Source organism: Cohnella sp. CFH 77786 (assembly GCF_019400745.1).
Taxonomy (GTDB): Bacteria; Bacillota; Bacilli; order Paenibacillales; family Paenibacillaceae; genus Cohnella.
The window spans coordinates 1-17,890 of record NZ_WJIB01000020.1; the positions used below are offsets into that span (position 1 = coordinate 1).

A 17,890-nucleotide genomic window follows, 5' to 3' on the forward strand; every position below is an offset into this window, starting at 1 on the left:
CAAGGGAACTTCATGGTGGGCAGAAAGACGGAGAAGAAGCGACTAAAGCGAAGCATTGGGAACGTGCAGGAAACGATGAGAAGAATGCAGCATGAAGCGGTTGAGACACAGGCGATAAAGATAAACCAGATGCTGCAGGGCCCTTATGCTTACTACGGAATGGCTGGCAACATGAGGTGCCTGAGCAAAGTCTATGCTGCTACCGTCACCTACTGGCGGAAGGTGCTGAGCAGGCGAAGTCAGAAAAGCTATGTAACCTGGGAAGAATACCGCCACATTCGCACATTATTTCCCCTTAAGCGACCGAAACTCTTCATCCCCTACAATCGATTGAAGACCTACGCTATGCTGTGAATCCATTTCTGAAGAGCCCGGTGCGGGAAATCCGCACGCCGGGTTCTGTGGGGGTTCGGGCCACCAGCTACCCGGAGTCGGGGGCTAGCCACCCCCTCTTACCCGATTATACGCCTCTCGGAAGTGATCTTAGGGTAAATCCCCCCGAATAGGGCGGGCGAACACCAAAAATAGCCATGGACAGGGGGGCGTCGCGAGGAGGGACGTGAATGAATGCCGGCGCAAATGTACGGCCAAGGGAACTAGATTTTGGTATTGTTAGTCGAATCAGTTGCCAAACACAACGAAATCCAACGCCTTCAAATTAACTGCCAAGTAATCCAGGTATTTTGTTTTTACCCAATGATACAATGTATTGATCTAATTCCAAAATCTTTGATGATTCTTTTGCTTTGTAATAAGTATTATTAATTTTCAAAAAACCTGTACTTATATATTCCAGATCTCGCTCGATTTCCAATGTGAAATTTTGACCTACAGAGTCAGGTTTATTTATTATTTCGTAATTTAAGTTCTTGAGCACAGTTACAATATGCTCGATTATTTCCTTTTGAGTTAATGTCAATTTATTCCCATCTCCGTACGTAACCAAAATTTTTTGAGGTGTAACGAGCAAGTCGGCGGCAGGGGTATTCGTCATAGGCTTTTTACCACATCCGATTAGTAGCAGGATACAAACCAACATCGGGAACAACTTTTTAATAATTATCAATTTAATCCCTCCCTTTGATAATTAGACGAAACGAAAACGGTATTTGTTCCGGGATTGCCTAAATCACTGGCTCTTATAAGGTACGGAGCCGATTCACTTTCTTTTCGCTCCGATCGCACGACTTAGCAAAGCAAGTTCGAGCAAGATATTTTAGGCAACTTTATGCTTGATTCCACTATTCTCTGCAATATTATGGTTGATTGTTTGACTGAAATCGTAGGCTCTACAATTTGTTTTAGGTAGTATACGGCAATATTATGGTTGATTCTTTGGTAATATTATGATTTAAATCACACTGTCTCTTTCCTTATCATTATGCTGCAAAGCATAAGCTCTAGCCATCGCCTCGTGTGCAAACCCAAGGTCGAATCCGCCGAGATGGTGTTCATGACACAGGCGCAAGGAAGATTTCGCATGATGCAGCGCGGGTTCATCCCTGCCCACCAGGGCGTATGCCCGGGAGATTTGCCATTCTCCCCGCGCCCAATTCAGCGGCGTTCCTACGACACCCCAATGATATCTGGATGCATGTGCCATGTGGATCATCAGTTCATTATCCCCGGCATCGCGATTCGTTCGGTCCATTACATCCCATGCAGCGTTGAATAAATCCGCAGCCAACTGACGGTGAACAGCGCGGTCCACAACCGATCGATGCTGGTCCACGTCCATACCCTCCTCGGCATATAAATGAGTGGATAAATCTCCAAAGTCCGGCAGGGATCCATCCCGCAGAGCATCCAGAGCGGAATCGATGGACTGAATCACCTTCTGCAATCGGTGCGTATACTCACATTCGCCATTCGAGCGACTTCACGGATTCTAAATCTCATCTCGCATCCCGCCCCCTCTTTTCCAAATTATAGAGGATCACGTTACGTGAGAGTCAACAGGATATCGCGATAAAGGTGGAGCCGTAACGCTGCATGTCTCAAATCTGGGGAATTGTGAGAATTCGAAAATTGGGATATGATTGCTTTGGATTAGCATATTGGTTTACTGATTAATGATTATATTAATTTAATGGAGTTGATGTCTCCTGTACCCTCATCATCAAGCCGCCATTGAAGCCATTACCAACAAGCTGAAAGGAAGACCCGACGTACAAGGTGTAATCATTGGAGGTTCCGTGGCGCATGGGTTCGCGGGCGAAAACTCCGATATCGACGTCATGATCGTCCTTTCCGAAGAGGATTACAAGAAATCCTGGTCCGTCCGTGATCTGGGTTATTTCGAAACGGAATCTTGTTCCTATGAAGGCGGATACGTAGACGGGAAAATGGTTTCCGCTTCTTACATCAAACAAGTGGCCGAATCCGGCAGCGAACCTGCCAAGTTCGCTTTCCAGGATGCGTTCGTCACCTATTCCAATATCGAGGGACTGGAGCAGTTGGTCCAAGCCGCTCCCCGGTATCCGGTAGAGAAGAAGGCGGAGAACATGCAGAAGTTCTATGCCCAATTCGAAACCTGGAAATGGTATTACTATGAAGGGCTCAAACGGAACAATCGGTTATTGATCGACTACTGTTTGACCCATTACGTCTTTTTCGCGGGAAGGTTGATTTTGGTCTACAACGAAACGCTGTTCCCGTCTTACAAGTGGTTCTTGAAGGTGCTGGAGGGGGCCGGGAAGAAGCCGGAGAATATGATGGCGGACATTAATCGCATACTGGAAGAACGTACGCCGGAAGCCGTCGAGATCCTGTACAAGAGTATCGTGGAGTTCCATCATTGGTATCAGGCGGAGCATCACTGGACGGTGCAATTCATGATGGACAGCCAGTTGAACTGGCTGGACGGACCTGTTCCGATCCTCGATCTATAAAGAGTTAGGAAGGCCAGAAATCCTGATCTGAGGAATCTGGCCTTTGCTGTTCCTATTTTCAAACGAATTCGACACCAAACCCCGGTTCCATGGCATCATGGCATAACGGCTATTTTATTCCATAATATAGTTTGGGTTCTTATTCTCGAATAGCAGGGAGCGATCGGAATGAGCAAACGCGTATTGATCCTGACGGGCGACGGGGCAGAAGTATTGGAGGTTTACTATCCGTATTTTCGCGTGAAGGAAGAGGGCTATGAAGCGGTCATCGCGGCTCCGAAGAAGCAGACGCTGAACACCGTATGCCACGATTTCGTCGAGAATTGGGAAACGTACACGGAGAAGCCGGCACATCGGCTGCCTTGCGATATTGCGTTCGCCGACGTGGAGCCTTCCGATTATGACGCTCTTATCATTCCGGGGGGCCGGGCGCCCGAATATATCCGCTCGGATGCCGATCTGCCGCGGATCGTCAAACATTTTCTGGACACGGATAAACCGATCGGAGCGATTTGCCACGGCGCGCAAGTTTTCCTGGCGCTCAAGGATCGCACTTATTTCGAAGGCCGCACGCTCAGCGCCTATAACGCCTGCCGATTGGAGGTCGAAGCGCTTGGGGCGCAGTATGCGGACGGCACGCTGCACGTGGACGGCAATATCGTGTCCGGACACGCGTGGCCGGACCTGCCCGGTTTCATGCGGGAGTTTCTGAACTTACTCGGGCAGCCGGTCAGACGGAGATACGAGAACGCCGTTTCTTAAAACAACAAAGAGAGTGAGCAGGCCCGCCGTACCGGGGTCTGCTCTTTTGTCGATTCGGCGAAGAGTACGAAGCGCTCCGATGAATGCAACGCTATAGATAGAACTGCTTGGCAAGGAACACGAGGATGGCGATGAGGATCGGAATCGTCCATTTCGCCCCGGGGACCTTCGCATTTATCAATCTATCTGCCGTAGATCCCGTGTTCGTTTCGGCGATTTGCTTCATCCTCTTCAACAGCGCCCAGCACAAGAAGATGGCAGGTATCGACATGACGCCCGTTAAGGCCAACGTCATCCATGGCACATGATCGCCATGACCGGAGATGTTTTGGACAAGATCGCCTTTCTGCACATAAGACCCGATTACATACGTAATATTGGTAGCCATGTGGACGGCGATACCGGGCCAGATCGACCCTGCATAGAGAACGATAAGAGCGGAAACGAAAGCGGCGGCGAAAAGTTCCAACAGCCGATATGGATTATCGTGGAACAACGCGAACAAGAAGGAGCTCATCACCGCTGCGAGAAGCGGCCCTCGGCTTTGGTAGCCCGTCAGCAGAACGCCCCGGAAAAGCAGTTCTTCGCAGATCGGCGGAAGAATGCCGATACATACGACAAGTATTGCCAGCTCCAGGGGATGATTGGCGATCGGATAGACGGATACTTCATATGCGTAGCCTGTGAAGGCTAACACGGATTCGGTTGCCTGATGCAGGAACAATAGCGGTACTTGGCTCGCGATATAGACCAAGACGGCCAACATCAAAACGGAAACCGGCACTTTTCTTAATCGAAAAGTCGATCGCAGCGATAGTCCTCGAATTCGGCTCCACGCCGCACCCGGCAACAGATTGAGAACAACCTGTCCAATCAGCACATAGAGGGCAAAGAAACCAAGATCGCCGGCTGCCAGCCAGCCGCTCCTTTTAAATATTTCCGTGACGGCAATGCCTGCCGCATAGGAGAATAGAAAAATCCATCCCGCTTGCGCAGCACCCAACGATCCGCGTTTCATTACGACAGCCTCGCATTCTCGAATGATCGACCCGCTGCATCCCCTTTATTCTATCTTCAAGTCTTTCACGGCTTCAATGTTTATCGAAGCTCACCCGCCTTAAAAGTACATAAAGAACCAAGTGTGCAAACAATACTTGACATCTGTTCCCGTACTTAAAGAAACGGAACGAAAGCACCGCGCTCGGATCGGCATCTTGGGAATGTGGAGCGGCACTTATCTTTCTATGCGCCTTGTTGGTCCTGTTCGGCGTTTTCGGGCAAATTTCCGCTTTGGGAGGGATATTGGCCGTTCCGGTAGCCGCTTACGAAAAGACGCTTGCGGTACGGAGCGTGAAAGGATTCAACACTTCTTCCCTCGTGTTCCGGTCCGTCCGAGAGAATACGAACGGAATGGCGGTTTAGCGGTGCGCAGAGCAAAGCCGGCAGTCGCTCGCGGGAGCGATCTGCCGGCATCGGCTTTCCTGACAAGGTCAGATTATGCGGCGTCATGTCGTGAATTTCGCGATGGAGCTGTGGAGTTCCTTCGACAGGTTGGACAATAAACCGATCGTGCCGGTGACCTCTTGAACGGCGGCGCTTTGCTGCTGAGCGGCCGCGGCCACTTCCTGGAAGCCCGCTGCCTGCTCTTGGGTGACGCCGGAAATCTGTTCCATCGAATCCGAGAGCGTGGAGAACGACTGTTTAAAGCCGGACAGCGTTTCCGCCAACTGGTCGGTCCTGCGCGAATACTCGGAAATGCCTTCCTGGATGATTTTGAAATTCTCGAAAGTGCCGCTGATGCTTTCATGTCCCTGTTCGACCGCCTGATATCCTTCGGCTACGCGATCGATGACGTGCGCGCTGTTTTCTTGCGTACCCGTAATCAGTTCGACGATCGATTTCGCCGCATGGTCGGACTGCTCCGCCAGTTTTCTCACTTCCGAGGCCACGACGGCGAAGCCTTTTCCTTGCTCGCCCACCCTGGCCGCTTCGATGGCGGCGTTCAGAGCAAGCAAGTTCGTTTGCTGCGAAATATCGGAGATCATATGAATAATTTCTCCGATTTCCCGTGAACGCTCTCCGAGCCTTTCCGCCGCTTCCCGTGAATGCAGAATGACTTCCCTCAGAACTTCCATTTGATGAAGGGCCTGTTCCACCAGCTCTTGCCCTTGGGCGGATTGGAGCTTGACCTGATGGGTCATTTCCTTCATCCCCTCCATCTCGGCAGTTACTTCCTTCAACTCGGAATCCATTTGCCCGATGGTCGCGGTTCCGCCGGTGATGTTTTCGACGATTTGGGTGACGCCGTCCGACATCTTGTTCATGGATTGGGCGATTTCCCCGGAGCTCTCGCTCGTCTCCCTGGCCGACTGATGCAGGGTTCGGCTTGTTCCGGCGATCTGTTCGGAAGTGCTGGAGATTTGCCGGATCAAATCCCGGAGATTATCCCCCATGACGCGGAAGGACGCGGCGAGCTTGCCGATTTCGTCTTGGCGGTCCAATTCGAAACGGTCGCGCAAATCGCCTGAAGACACTTTCTCCGTGGCGATCATCAATTTGCGAAGCGGCTTCGTCACGAAACGGCTGATCCAAATCGCGATCAAAGTCCCGACCGCGAGAACGATCGCCGTAATCGTAAACGTGGTCCACGAAATCGCCGCGCTCGTCTCCGGGACGACGGAAGCGTTCAAATCGATGCCAAGCAGCGTGTTGATACCGCCTTGCGGGTTCTTAATCGGCATGAAGATGGATTTATGGATGCCGTATTCGTCTTTATAAATCCCGCTGACGACGGTTTTGTCCCCGGCAAGCGCGGCTTTCATTTCGGACGTGAACGGATAAGGCGTTCCGTAATCGTCCGGCACGTCGGACAGTACGACAATATGCTCGTTTCCGCCCTCGTTGGACAGCACGTACACATTTTCCAGACCATTCTCTTTTTTCAGCTGCTCCAGCGCTTGCTTGATTTGCCCGTATTGGGGGGCTTGCTTCGATCCGATGGGCGAATCGAAGCCGGGGATAGCGGCAATCGTCCGGTAGGCGACTTGAATATTGGTATTCAGGCGATAGTCGAATTGCTTCAGCAGCTTGTCCGTCAGCTGTCCGTTTACGATCTGGCTTGATACCGTGAAGGCTCCACAGGTGATGAGGAGTAGGAGCAGGATGCTGAAGACGATTTTGACCGAAAGATAGTGGGTAAACCAATGGACGATTCGTTTAGCGAAGGATTGAACCCTATGCTCCGACACCTACAGTACCTCCTGTATCTGATTGAATCTCGTCGCTCTCATAGACTTGAGCGATGATTTCTTTGAGATAGCGGACGATGCCGCTCACATGCTCGACTTGCGTGTAGGGAGAAATCACGAAAAACTTCGCTGCGTAAAGCGCGATATGGCCGCCGTCTGCCGTCGGAACGATCAAATGCTTCTTCGTGTCGCCGAAGAACATTCGGTCGCGGCGTTCTCCCAGCGTTTCGAACAGCTTCTCGTTTAATGCGTTCGTCTGGCGGATCTCCGTAAGCGTGCAGCTTCCGGACAACTCTTCCCGGAACGATCGGCCCCCTCCCGGATAAATCCGGAACAGCGTGACGAGACCCGGATTGTCCGGGTTGACGATCACCGCTTCGGGGATTTGCGAGGCAAGTTCTCTTCGGAATGCCAGATTGACGTCGACGAACTGGGCCAGGAGACGCTGGTAGCCTTCGACCCCGAATGCCAGGAGCGCGCTGTACATGCTGATGGAACTGGCCATTCGGGAGCATTCGAGCGTATACCCGGTATGATACTGACCGTAGCCGCGATGGCCGACGTACGGCGTTTCGTCCGGGTCCAGATCCAGCAGCCGCAAATCCGCGGCGTCTTTCACCAGCAGCAGGCTTGTCAGATAAGGGGTTTGTCCGAGCTTCTGGAAGTCGAAGCACAAGGAGTCCGCCATACCCAGATGCGTCATCCTGCCTTGGATGGTTTGCAGAGCCTTAAGCGTCTCCGGTTGAAGAGCAAGGGGATTGGCGGCGAAGTCGTAATCGTTGAAGAAGGCGAAAAAACCGCCAAGAGCGGAATCTGCATGAATATGCGGCCTCTTCAAGCCATGGGCTTGCGATACGGCTTTCGCGGCTTCGTAAATTTCCCTTACATTGTCTATGCCCAGCGCATCCGTCGTCCCCGTTGTCGCGACGATATAAACGGGTACACCTCCTTTACGGATGACGCTTTCCATTTTATCACATAAATCCGCTACATCCATCGAGCTGTCGGCTTTCGTGCGGACCTTAACCAGATTGCGGCTGCCGAGCCCCGTCGCTTCCATCGACTTGAACAAGCTGTAATGCGCGGCTTCGGAGCAAAACGCGTACAGCCGGTCCGGCACTCCATTCGCCATCGCATCAGGGACAAACTTGCTGATCGCGATCCGCAGTCCGGTAAATATCGCACCCTGACCGCCCCAAGAGGTGTAACCCCCGCTTTGCAGCGGATCGTATCCGACCAGCTTGGACATCATGCCGATGACTTTGACTTCCGCTTCCGCTCCTGCAGGACCGTAGACATCCCATAAATTGTTGCCATTCACGATGAAGGCGGTGATCATGCCTAGAATGCCCGGAATGCTGGCCATGGGCAAGATGTTCGTCAAAAAATACTTCGTATGGTACGGATGCGCGTGCAGCAGCTCCAGCAGCCGGTCTCCCACTTGTTCCATGGGAACGCCTTGCCCTGGAATTTCGCTTTCCAGAAGCAGATCGTTGTAAAACGAGCCGGAACGCCGTTTCGTGCCCTTCAAATAGACGGAATCCGGATCCTTTAACGCGTCGGCACCCGTCAGAATTTGCCCGATCAGCCTCATCATCAGCTCCCGTTTATCCGGGTTCCCGTCATCGCTCGGAAACCATTGTCTGACATCGGGCGTATTTCTCATGATTCTCTCCCTCTCTCTGATCGATATGTATTTTAATCGGCTTTGTCCCTCGTGATGGAGATGAAAATGAAGGAGAGACGGCCGGATCAAAAGTAAGGGCAACAAAAAGCGACGCACCTATGCCCCGCTAAAGGCGTAAGGACGTCGCTTCGAAGGAAGGCAACTGGCTGACGTTTCCGCGAATCGCGGAAGTAGTCCCTTTAGCTTTGCGTCACTACTTTTCAGTAGTTTTGCCGATGGAACGTATGAAATTGTAGACGGTCCCAAGTCGCAAACCGCTAGGGCTTAAGTAAGGAGTCGTTTCCAATTCATTCCTAGACATATCTTACTGGTTTACGTCGGATGAATCAACCGACTTATGTTAAATTTTGCCGAAAAAATAAACCGCCCGATTCGCGGCGAATCGGACGGTTTGCAGATGGTTGCGTTTATAGGAGTCGTTAATCGACAACGAAAGGCACTTGTATGCTGGCGGTTTCGCCGTCTTTCGGCGTGAGCCACGCTTCCAGGATGTACATGCCCTTCTCGAGTCCCAGCTCGTTTACATTGATTTCGTAGGAGAGCGCATCGCCCGGTTTCAAAGCTTCCTCTCCCAAGACCTGGGCGAACGTGGCAAGGGATGAGTACAAGTAAACCGTCTCCCCTTTGCTGTTCGTGACGGCAAAATCGTAACGCTGGGAAGAAGTGAAGTCTAATTTGATCTCGCTTTCGGTCTGATTTTTAACCGAGTACGTATACTTGCCATCCGCTGTTTCCGTCAAGCTTGGCTCCAAACGCCCTTCCTGAATGGCTTGGGGGGCTTTGTCGGTCAAGGAGATGGTCCGAGTGGAGCTATCCCATGTTATACTTTTGTCGAGTGCGTTCGCGATGAGGCTGATCGGAACATATGTCGTGTCTTGGTATTGAAATGCATTCGGCACGGTTGCCTTGCCGTTCCGATACGAGCCGGCTTGTTCTCCGGACACGATAGCTTCGCCGTTCAGCGTGATCGTCAGCGGCTTGGTATGGATGTCGATCGTTTGCGTGAAATCGCCGGCATACCCGATCCCCGCGGTCAAGACGCTCCCCAGAATCGCTCCGCCGGCCAACAGGATGGGCAACTTTTTTTTCATCACCGTTTCCTCCCTTGATTTTGATTTCCCGACTTTCGTGTATTCAGACGTATTGGATGGACCAAAATGTTGCAGACCCATCAGAAGTTTCAAATAAACGAAGGGTGTGAGGATGTGGAAAATAATCGAAATTGGGCGGGGAACTACCGGTACGGCGCCTCGGAACTCCATGCTCCCGAAACGGTTGAGCAGGTGCAAGACTTGGTTTCCCGCAGCACTCGAATAAAGGTGCTTGGCACGCGGCATTCGTTTAATGGAATCGCCGATACCTCCGGAAGCCTTCTCTCGCTTCAGAAGCTTAACCGCGTGATCGAATTGGATCGTTCGAGCCATACAGTGACGGTGGAAGCCGGCATCCGATACGGAGAGTTGTGCCAATACCTCCACAGCAACGGCTATGCCCTGCACAATTTGGCGTCGCTGCCGCACATTTCCGTTGCGGGTGCATGCGCGACGGCCACGCATGGCTCCGGCGATTCGAACGGGAATTTGGCTGCAGCCGTTCATTCCATGGAGGTCGTGAAGGCGGATGGGGAGTTGATCGTCTTCTCCCGCGATCGCCAGGACGGGGAATTCGCGGGAGCCGCCGTCGGACTCGGGGGGCTGGGCGTCGTCACCCGAATCACGCTCGATGTGATCCCGGCCTTCGAGATGAGTCAATACGTCTACGAAAATTTGCCGCTGGCGCAGATGGGGAAGCACTTGGACGGCATTTTCTCCGGTGCGTACAGTGTCAGCTTGTTTACGAATTGGACGAATTCAACTTTCCATCAAGTGTGGTTAAAGCGGAAAATCACGGATCCAGGCTCCACTCGGATGGAACCCGAGTATTTCTCGGCCATGCAAGCAAACGGCCATCGGCATCCGGTGCCGGGTTACCCCTCGGAGAATTGCACGGAACAGATGGGGGTTCCCGGCCCCTGGTACGAGCGGCTTCCGCACTTTCGCCTGAATTTTACGCCAAGCGCCGGGGATGAGCTGCAAAGCGAATATTTCGTACCGCGCGAACATGCCTATCCGGCCTTGTGCGCGATAGACCGGCTTCGGGAATCGATATCGCCGCACCTGTATGTATCCGAGGTACGTACAATCGCAGCAGACGACTTGTGGATGAGTCCCTGTTATCGACGGGAGTCGGTTGCGATCCATTTTACGTGGAAAAGTCATGGGGAGGCGGTTGGACGAGTGCTGCCGCTGATTGAAAAGCAGCTTGAGCCCTTCCATGCTCGTCCGCATTGGGGCAAGCTGTTTGCCATGACGCCCGATCGGCTGCAATCCCTATATGAGAAGCTGCCCGACTTTCGTCGACTGCTTCTGCGCTGCGACCCCGAAGGGAAGTTCCGCAACGCTTTCTTGAACGAATATATCATGAGCTAGCGAACCAAGCCGGCGAGCCTCCAGGGCTGCCGGCTTGGTTGTTATCGCATTTCGCTGATAAGCGGCTGAATGGACAGCATGCCTTCAAGCTTCAACTTGATATCCGGCCATTCGGGAGCAATAAAGCTGTAATAAGCCGTATCCCGAATATAGCCATCGCCTAATATTCGATGATGTCGGAGGATGCCTTCCGGAATGGCGCCGATTCGCTCGATGGCCTTCCGTGAACGAGTATTGCGGGCATCGGCTTTAAGCTGTACGCGAACCGTACCCAACGTCTCGAAACAATGCCGCAGCAGCAAATATTTGCACTCGGTATTGACGCGGGTTCTCCATACTTCGCGGGAAAGGGCGGTCCAACCGATCTCCAACTGTTTATGGGGGATTGAAATATCCGCAAATCGGGTCGTTCCCGCGAGACGATCCGTCTCCCTGTCATAAATAACGAATGGCATCGCGTTTCCTCTAGCCCGTTCTTCTAACGCCGTATGGACATAAGCTTTCATATCGTCGACCTTTCGCATGCCCGGAGGGGAGTAGGTCCAAACTTCCGGGTCGTTCAGCGCTTCGTAAAGCGGAGCGATATGGGCAACTTCCATGGGAATAAGCGTTACCCTTGCTCCTTGCAGAATAACGGGTTCAACTTGCATCGATTCCTGTCTCCTTTTCGTATCCGCACATGATTCGTAATTTAGAATACTGATCGAAGTGGAATTCGGAAAGATCCAATTATCCGGTTTTTTAATATGCCAATCATGAGGGACTCGTCCGGTTTTTTCGACACACCAGAGATATCAGTTACGGTTTTCACTTGATAGGAGTGGGCTGCTTTCTCCCTTTCAATTTTCCAAACTTTAGAGGGATCCCGGTCAGGACGCCGTCAGGCGTTTTTCTTGTTGATGCCTCAAGATGCCGTGCCGTTTATCCTCAGCTATTGCAAGTGTATGGCGTGGTGTGATACACTCCAATCAAAAGTGTGCGACGCAGCACCATACACGAAGCGAGGTGAAGCGATGCCGTCCACCTACGTCTGGAATCCCGGCCAATTCCGGATCGATCCTGCCAGGCCGCTATACGAGCAATTCGTTGAGCAAATCCGCGCCATGATCGCGAAGGGGACGCTGGCGCCGGGAACGCGGCTGCCTTCGGTGAGGGAAACGGCCGCATCGCTCCGCGTCAATCCGACGACGGTCATGAAAGCCTACCAGGAGCTGGAAAGGCTCGATCTGCTCGTTTCTTTCCGGGGGCAAGGCACGTTCGTGACCGAGGACGAGGAGGCGATCCGCCGCTCGCGGAAAGAGCTCGCCATAACGGCGGTTCGGCAAATGGAAGAGCTGGCCGCCTCGATCGGCTTAACCTTGAAGCAACTCATCGAACTGTCCGAGGAGAAGGAGTGAGGTTGTCCATGCCAATCGCGAACGCTTCCGCCCCCGCCATCCAATGCGATGGGCTCGGCGTAAAGATCAAAAAGAAAACGGTGCTCGATAACGTCGGATTCACGGTCGAATCCGGGAGCTTGGCCGGTCTGCTCGGCCCGAACGGAGCCGGGAAGTCCACGCTTATGCGCATTTTGTGCGGATTGCTGCAGCCCGATCTGGGCACGGCCCGCGTGTTCGGTCAGCCGCCGGGCGTCGAGACGCTCGGACGCATGGCTTTCCTTCCCGATCGGGGGAAGCTTCCCTCCTGGCTGACGGCCAGGGAATGGCTCCGCTTCGCGGAAAAGTTGTATCCGGATTGGGACATGCCGAGAGTGCCCGAACTGACGGCCGCACTCGGCGTCGAGCCATCCGCGCGGATCGGCGCCATGTCGCGCGGCGAGGAAGCGCGCCTGCAATTGCTCACCTGTCTGGCCCGGAAGGCGCCGCTCCTGATTCTCGACGAGCCGTTCGCCGGCGTCGATCTTCTGTCGCGGGAACGAATCGCGTCGGCCGTCATCGGCGAGCAGGCAGACGGCAACCGGACGTTCCTCATCGCGACTCACGACATCCGCGAGATGGAATCGCTGTTCGATCGGGTCGTTCTCATCGGCGGCGGCACGGTACGCGGCGTTTACGACGCCGAAGAGCTCCGTGCCGAAGGCCGCTCCATCGAATCCTGCTACAGGGACGTGTTCGCATGAAGCCGCGGTACGATCTGTTCGCTCTGGAAATGAGCATGTACCTGGAACTGTTCAAGAAGTTTTGGCGGTTCTTGGCGCTTGCCGTTTGCGTGCTGCTCGCCGCCGCGCTTTACTTCCTGGACGGAGCCGCGCCGGAATCCATCTTCGCCCTGTCCGCCTTGCTCGCGTGGACGGTGTCGTTTTTCTTTGCGCTGTTACATTCGCTATACCTCGGGGCCAATCCGTTTCTGGAATGGTGGCTGACGCTTCCCGCTCCGCGGGATCGCCTCATTCGCGCGAAAATGGCGGCCATGACCGCGGTTTCGGCGGCGGTGTCCTTCGTACTGTGGCTTATGGCCGCAATAACGGCGCTTCGTTCGTCCATGTTGGGGGAGACGGTGACGGCAAGCCGTGTTTTGCAAGCAGCAGCGGCTTACTTGGCCATTCATGCGGTTGTGGTGCCGCTGGCCGTCGGTTTCGGTTTTCTCGTTCTATGGCTCTATGGCGGTTGGCGGAGGATTTTTATCGTTCCTTACTTAATGCTGCTCTGCTCGCCCTTCGCACTATTTGGGGTGATTGCGGATTCGCACGAGCGGGTTCAAAAGTGGCTGAGCCCGGATACGGCAATCGTATATGCGTTCATCGGAGCCTTGGCCGCAGCCGTCGTCTGGCGGTTCTCCGTTACTGCAGCTGCAGATAAGGGGGTACGCGATCTCGCTTCGTTCCGGACGAGCGAAGCGGCAGGAAAGCGCTCTTGGTCGTCCCGCAATACGAAGGAAGACCGCTTTGCGCCCCGGCGGGAGCAAGGACGTTTTCGGACGCTGTACGCGTTCGAGCGTTCCGGTTACCGCGACTTCGGCTCGCTCTTCCCGGTCGCGATTGTCCGCTGGACCGCTGTGGTATTGATGGCCGTTGCGGGGTTCTTCACTTTCGGGGATCGCGAATCGATGTTTCAATTGACCAACGTTCTATTCATGCTGGCGTTTACGACGATGGCCAGCATTTGCTCGATAGGCAACCAAATCGAATCCCAGCGGCGGCGCATGGCGTGGTGGCTCGGTTTTCCGTTCGACAGGCGCGTGCTGCTCGCCGCGCGGATTGCCGCGGCTGCCGCGACCGTCTACCGGTGGGCCGCCGCCGCCTGGCTGAGCGCTGCGGCCGGCGGAGCGATCCGCTTCGCTCTCGACGGTTACAGCGGCAATGCGAGCGAGGAAGCTCTGCAGATTGCCTATCCCATTTTGTTCTATGTGATCCTGTCGATTTTGTTCGGTTTCGCGATCCAAATCCAATCGTACGCCATCCGCAGCCGCCTGGTCTCCGTCTTGTACGTTCCGATGGCTGCCGGCACGTACTTGATTCCGACGGCCATCAACCATTGGCTGTTTACGGAAGAGGCGATCATGGGCGGGGTCGGCGCGCGTCCGTGGCTTCTGCTTCTCGGCATTGTGGCGATCGGATCGCCGCTCGCTTACGCCGCCTTTGCCGCCGGAGCCAAATGGCTCCATCTGAGCCTCACCCACGCGAAAGAGAGTTCTAGTCCGCTGTCTTCCGGCGCTTCCCGTCCGTTTTGAAAATATAGGGTTGCGCACGAACTTATCAAGCTTTTCGACATCGTACGACCGTCCAAAGTTGGTACAACCTGGCGAACCGCAGCATATATTGGAATCAAGCAATGATCCACCTCTTAAGGAGGTGATGCAAAGTGGTTAGCACGTTAACGCTTTGGATGGAAGTCGCCTTGTGGGTCGTATTGGGTTCGATGGCGGCCGATTTCCTGCTCGGCTTGTACAAAGCGCTGACCGGCGGCAAGCTCTCGCACGAACTCGTTCTGGGCTACCTGAAGGATATCGTCTACTACGTTCTTCCTCTGCTATTGCTTGCAGGGATTTCTGTCATGGACGCAACGGGCTGGATCGTGCTGGTCGGATATTACCTGGGCGCGTTGGCCGTAATCGTGAAGTATTTATCGGATATCAAGGCCAAATTGTAATCGAATGCAGGGTCAAGGACTCTTCCCGCTTAGAAGGACGCAGGTCGCGTGTTCGCGATTCGCGTCCTTTTTTTGCGCTTCAGCCGCCGGGTTCCCTTGACTTCGATCCGATCAAATATCCGATAATCGTCGATTCGACGGGGAGCACGATGAGCGTCCACATTTCCTTTAATCCGAAGTCGGGCGAACGGTATCTCTCGGGCGTCAGCGTGTAGACCAGCGCCACGACAAGGACTCCTAGCGCGATTGTGCCTACGATATATAAGCGAACGTTCTCTCCCGAGCCGAAGAACTTCCCGAGGAAGCCGAGCTCCGCTTTACGCCTCTCGCTCTCCGCGTTCGCCGCAATGATTTTGCTGGCGACTCTCGGATCTTGAACTTCGATTTTATTCATGCCGAGACCCCCTCGCCCGCGAAAAAGGTAAACGTCAGCACCCATGAGGTAGCGTCGGAATTAATGGTTACCTCGTAACGCAGGGACAGCTTGCGATTGTTCAATACGCCCAGATGGATCATGTCATGGTTGCCGGTAGGCTTGCCTCTCGGAAAATTGACGCATGCGATTCGCACCTCGTTGTAGCGAACAAGACGGATATCCGTCGTGACGTCATCCCTCTCCCGCTCATATTCGATACAGAATACGAACGTCAAAGGATCGTTTTCTTCCGATAACACGATTTCGATCGGACTCATCCCATAAGCGAATACTCTGCCGTGGTATACGGCTTCGAACCCTCCGGACGTTATTTTCATGGATATCCCTCCGAAACTATCTGTCATCGTGCGGCTGTAATGGTATAGTTTACGAACATGAAGGATGTTGCATGACAACCGTCTTATTCGGCCCAGCGATTCGTACGGGTTATTCTTGTTGCAGGGGCATCCGGAATAATATCCTCCTTACATTGCAGTGGTAGGATGAAAACGGAGGTGAGGCCCAAGTGAAGTTCATGCGCTTGAAGGGAAATCTGGAGCAGAGCAACCTGGACAACCGGCTCGGATACGATCCGGAGATTCTTGAGTTCTATCTGAGCGATCGCGACCTGCAAGATCCGGACCTGATTCGGGACCGGATCCGCCAGCTCCATCATCGGGGAGTCAAACCTTATTTGCACCACCCGCCCGTTCACCAAGGCGAGTATTTGGACATCTTAAGCGGAAACCCTCTTGTCCGACGCTTTTACAACGAATCTTGCGAGCTGCTCGCGCGCATTTGCGAGGAAGAACGGGCCAAATGCGTCGTGCATGCCCACTATGTGCATACGGATAGCTGCCGGAACGTAACCCGGGAGCGAACCGTTCTTCTTCGCGAAGAGATTCGCAAGGTGATGGCTTACTCGAAGGAAGTGTTCGTATGGGAAGATTCGACGGAGGGGATCTTCTCCTATGGCCGCAATCCGTACCTCATAGACGATTTGATCGTGCCCCTGGAGCTTCCGTTAACGGTCGACGTGAGTCATACGTTCATTTCGTTCGGCGGGGATAATGAACGGCTCCGGGACGTACTCGAACGAACCTCGCCTTACGCGCAATACTACCATCTGGTCGACAGCGCCGGGATCGAACACGATTCGCTGCCGCTCGGCCGGGGGAGAATCGATTGGCGAATGGTAAAGCCGCTCGTGCTGGGGAAGGATTTCATTTTCGAGATCACGCTCAGCGGGGACCATTTCGATTGCGCCCCGATGGTAGATAGCGCACGTTATTTTGCGGGCGTCGAGGCGGAAGACAAGGTCGTCGCGGAATGAGAGCAGCGCAGAGAAGGGACGGGAACGCCTGTAAGCGGGCGCTTCCCGTCCCTTTCCGTTGGAGGTCATGATTTCGGAAACAATACAGATATGATAATTGAAATGAGCGATGAAAAATGGAAACCCTCATCTACAAAGCCTTCGCGCATTTCAGGATGGGCTCTCGTTAACGGCTCGCATCTGCGTCTTTCGCCGGACGCGTATGCCCAGGACGACAATCAAGCAAAAGCTGACAGCCATCACGCTAAACGCGGTCCACTGTCCGGCAGTCCACCGGAACAAGTAACGCGGAGAATCTCCCCGCAACCATTCGAGCGTAAATCGCCCGAACGAGTACAAAATGTTGTAGGCAAGGAATAACATACCGGTTGGCAGCTTTTTGTTTTTGAGGATGAGCAAGATCGCGAATGCGATCAGATCCCACTGTCCTTCCCATATTTCCGCCGGCCATAGAGGCTGCGAACCGTACACGTCATACGCCATCGTTCCCTCCGGGTACACGATGCCGAAACCCGAACCGGTCGGTGAGCCGTAAGCGTCTCCGTTCAGAAAACAGGCAATTCTGCCGATTGCCTGGCCCAGTACGATAGCCGGAGCCATGTTGTCGGCGAACTCCCAGAACGACAGGCCATGCTTCCTCGTGTAGAGGATGACGGCGGTGAAACCGCCGATCAAAGCGCCTTGAATCGCGATTCCTCCTTGCCAAATCAACAGAACTTCCGAAGGATGCTTCGAGTAGTAATCCCATTGAAAGAAGCAAACATGCCAGAGACGCGCGCCAAGGATGGATCCAAGGAGCACATAGGGTATCATGTTCGTCAGGTGGGGCAAGCAGGGAGTTCCTGCCGCCAAATAACGGGCAACGCCCAGCGCAAGCAAGACAGCTAAAGCCACCACGAGTCCGTAGGAATGGACATGGAAATCCCCGATCGTAAATAAAACGACTTTCATACGCTCGCTCCCTTAATGTACTACTCGTTGTAGTATAATTAATGAAA

Annotated in this window: 18 protein-coding genes, 1 pseudogene and 1 riboswitch; of the genes and pseudogenes, 9 read left to right on the forward strand and 10 right to left on the reverse strand. The window is 53.6% G+C overall.

All coding sequences use genetic code 11. From position 1 onward, the window contains the following. Positions 1 to 354, forward strand: a pseudogene (locus tag GE107_RS22660) (group II intron reverse transcriptase/maturase); the annotation flags it as partial. Between the two features lie 304 nt (positions 355 to 658). On the opposite strand, the gene GE107_RS22665 reads toward GE107_RS22660, so the two are convergent. After that, positions 659 to 1,066 carry a hypothetical protein gene (locus tag GE107_RS22665; RefSeq protein WP_219643487.1) on the reverse strand — a complete coding sequence of 136 codons (408 nt, stop codon included), beginning with the start codon at positions 1,064 to 1,066 and terminating at the stop codon, positions 659 to 661. Between the two features lie 285 nt (positions 1,067 to 1,351). Next, a complete protein-coding gene (locus tag GE107_RS22670) occupies positions 1,352 to 1,732 on the reverse strand; it encodes a hypothetical protein (RefSeq protein ID WP_219643490.1) in 381 nt (126 codons plus the stop codon). A 406-nt stretch (positions 1,733 to 2,138) separates the two neighbouring features. Between GE107_RS22670 and GE107_RS22675 the strand changes: the two genes are divergently transcribed. After that, positions 2,139 to 2,891, forward strand: coding sequence for a nucleotidyltransferase domain-containing protein (locus GE107_RS22675; protein ID WP_370636503.1), 753 nt, complete (start codon positions 2,139 to 2,141; stop codon positions 2,889 to 2,891). Positions 2,892 to 3,059: 168 nt separating this feature from the next. Then, positions 3,060 to 3,653, forward strand: a complete 594-nt coding sequence (locus tag GE107_RS22680; protein ID WP_219643493.1) for a DJ-1/PfpI family protein — start codon at positions 3,060 to 3,062, stop codon at positions 3,651 to 3,653. Between the two features lie 91 nt (positions 3,654 to 3,744). On the opposite strand, the gene GE107_RS22685 is transcribed toward GE107_RS22680, so the two are convergent. The 4 genes from GE107_RS22685 to GE107_RS22700 form a co-directional block, all read right to left on the reverse strand. Next, positions 3,745 to 4,671 carry a type II CAAX endopeptidase family protein gene (locus GE107_RS22685; RefSeq protein WP_219643496.1) on the reverse strand — a complete coding sequence of 309 codons (927 nt, stop codon included), beginning with the start codon at positions 4,669 to 4,671 and terminating at the stop codon, positions 3,745 to 3,747. 487 nt (positions 4,672 to 5,158) lie between these two features. Beyond that, positions 5,159 to 6,901 carry a methyl-accepting chemotaxis protein gene (locus GE107_RS22690; protein ID WP_219643499.1) on the reverse strand — a complete coding sequence of 581 codons (1,743 nt, stop codon included), beginning with the start codon at positions 6,899 to 6,901 and terminating at the stop codon, positions 5,159 to 5,161. Next, positions 6,888 to 8,567 carry a pyridoxal phosphate-dependent decarboxylase family protein gene (locus tag GE107_RS22695; RefSeq protein ID WP_219643501.1) on the reverse strand — a complete coding sequence of 560 codons (1,680 nt, stop codon included), beginning with the start codon at positions 8,565 to 8,567 and terminating at the stop codon, positions 6,888 to 6,890. Before GE107_RS22695 ends, GE107_RS22690 begins: the two co-directional genes overlap by 14 nt. Positions 8,568 to 8,722: 155 nt before the next feature. Next, a riboswitch (cyclic di-GMP riboswitch) is annotated at positions 8,723 to 8,812 on the reverse strand. A gap of 195 nt (positions 8,813 to 9,007) precedes the next feature. Continuing rightward, the gene (locus GE107_RS22700) at positions 9,008 to 9,679 is read right to left on the reverse strand and encodes a BsuPI-related putative proteinase inhibitor (RefSeq protein ID WP_219643503.1); all 672 of its coding nucleotides are present in this window, start codon (positions 9,677 to 9,679) and stop codon (positions 9,008 to 9,010) included. A gap of 114 nt (positions 9,680 to 9,793) precedes the next feature. Between GE107_RS22700 and GE107_RS22705 the strand changes: the two genes are divergently transcribed. Further along, the gene (locus tag GE107_RS22705; protein WP_370636497.1) at positions 9,794 to 11,056 is read left to right on the forward strand and encodes an FAD-binding protein; all 1,263 of its coding nucleotides are present in this window, start codon (positions 9,794 to 9,796) and stop codon (positions 11,054 to 11,056) included. A gap of 41 nt (positions 11,057 to 11,097) precedes the next feature. Here the strand turns inward: GE107_RS22705 and GE107_RS22710 are convergent, their stop codons facing one another. Beyond that, positions 11,098 to 11,706 (reverse strand): GNAT family N-acetyltransferase, encoded by a 609-nt coding sequence (locus GE107_RS22710; RefSeq protein ID WP_219643507.1) that lies wholly within the window; start codon positions 11,704 to 11,706, stop codon positions 11,098 to 11,100. 363 nt (positions 11,707 to 12,069) lie between these two features. Between GE107_RS22710 and GE107_RS22715 the strand changes: the two genes are divergently transcribed. The 4 genes from GE107_RS22715 to GE107_RS22730 all read left to right on the forward strand — a co-directional run bounded on the left by GE107_RS22715 (position 12,070) and on the right by GE107_RS22730 (position 15,144). Next, positions 12,070 to 12,453 (forward strand): GntR family transcriptional regulator, encoded by a 384-nt coding sequence (locus GE107_RS22715; protein ID WP_219643510.1) that lies wholly within the window; start codon positions 12,070 to 12,072, stop codon positions 12,451 to 12,453. 8 nt (positions 12,454 to 12,461) lie between these two features. Beyond that, a complete protein-coding gene (locus tag GE107_RS22720) occupies positions 12,462 to 13,175 on the forward strand; it encodes an ABC transporter ATP-binding protein (protein ID WP_219643512.1) in 714 nt (237 codons plus the stop codon). Further along, entirely contained in the window at positions 13,172 to 14,725 is a 1,554-nt protein-coding gene (locus GE107_RS22725) for a hypothetical protein (RefSeq protein WP_219643515.1), read from the forward strand. The genes GE107_RS22720 and GE107_RS22725 overlap by 4 nt, the downstream gene beginning before the upstream one ends. A 131-nt stretch (positions 14,726 to 14,856) precedes the next feature. Next, positions 14,857 to 15,144, forward strand: a complete 288-nt coding sequence (locus tag GE107_RS22730) for a hypothetical protein (protein ID WP_219643517.1) — start codon at positions 14,857 to 14,859, stop codon at positions 15,142 to 15,144. 79 nt (positions 15,145 to 15,223) lie between these two features. On the opposite strand, the gene GE107_RS22735 is transcribed toward GE107_RS22730, so the two are convergent. Together GE107_RS22735 and GE107_RS22740 are read right to left on the reverse strand one after the other, a co-directional pair. Then, entirely contained in the window at positions 15,224 to 15,538 is a 315-nt protein-coding gene (locus tag GE107_RS22735; RefSeq protein WP_219643518.1) for a hypothetical protein, read from the reverse strand. After that, positions 15,535 to 15,897 carry a DUF6864 domain-containing function gene (locus GE107_RS22740; protein WP_219643520.1) on the reverse strand — a complete coding sequence of 121 codons (363 nt, stop codon included), beginning with the start codon at positions 15,895 to 15,897 and terminating at the stop codon, positions 15,535 to 15,537. Before GE107_RS22740 ends, GE107_RS22735 begins: the two co-directional genes overlap by 4 nt. Positions 15,898 to 16,094: 197 nt before the next feature. Here GE107_RS22740 and GE107_RS22745 point away from each other — a divergent pair, with 197 nt between their 5' ends. Beyond that, a complete protein-coding gene (locus GE107_RS22745) occupies positions 16,095 to 16,892 on the forward strand; it encodes a TIM barrel protein (protein WP_255570795.1) in 798 nt (265 codons plus the stop codon). 150 nt (positions 16,893 to 17,042) lie between these two features. Here the strand turns inward: GE107_RS22745 and lgt are convergent, their stop codons facing one another. Beyond that, positions 17,043 to 17,843 carry a prolipoprotein diacylglyceryl transferase gene (gene lgt, locus GE107_RS22750; RefSeq protein ID WP_219643523.1) on the reverse strand — a complete coding sequence of 267 codons (801 nt, stop codon included), beginning with the start codon at positions 17,841 to 17,843 and terminating at the stop codon, positions 17,043 to 17,045. Positions 17,844 to 17,890: the final 47 nt, after the last annotated feature.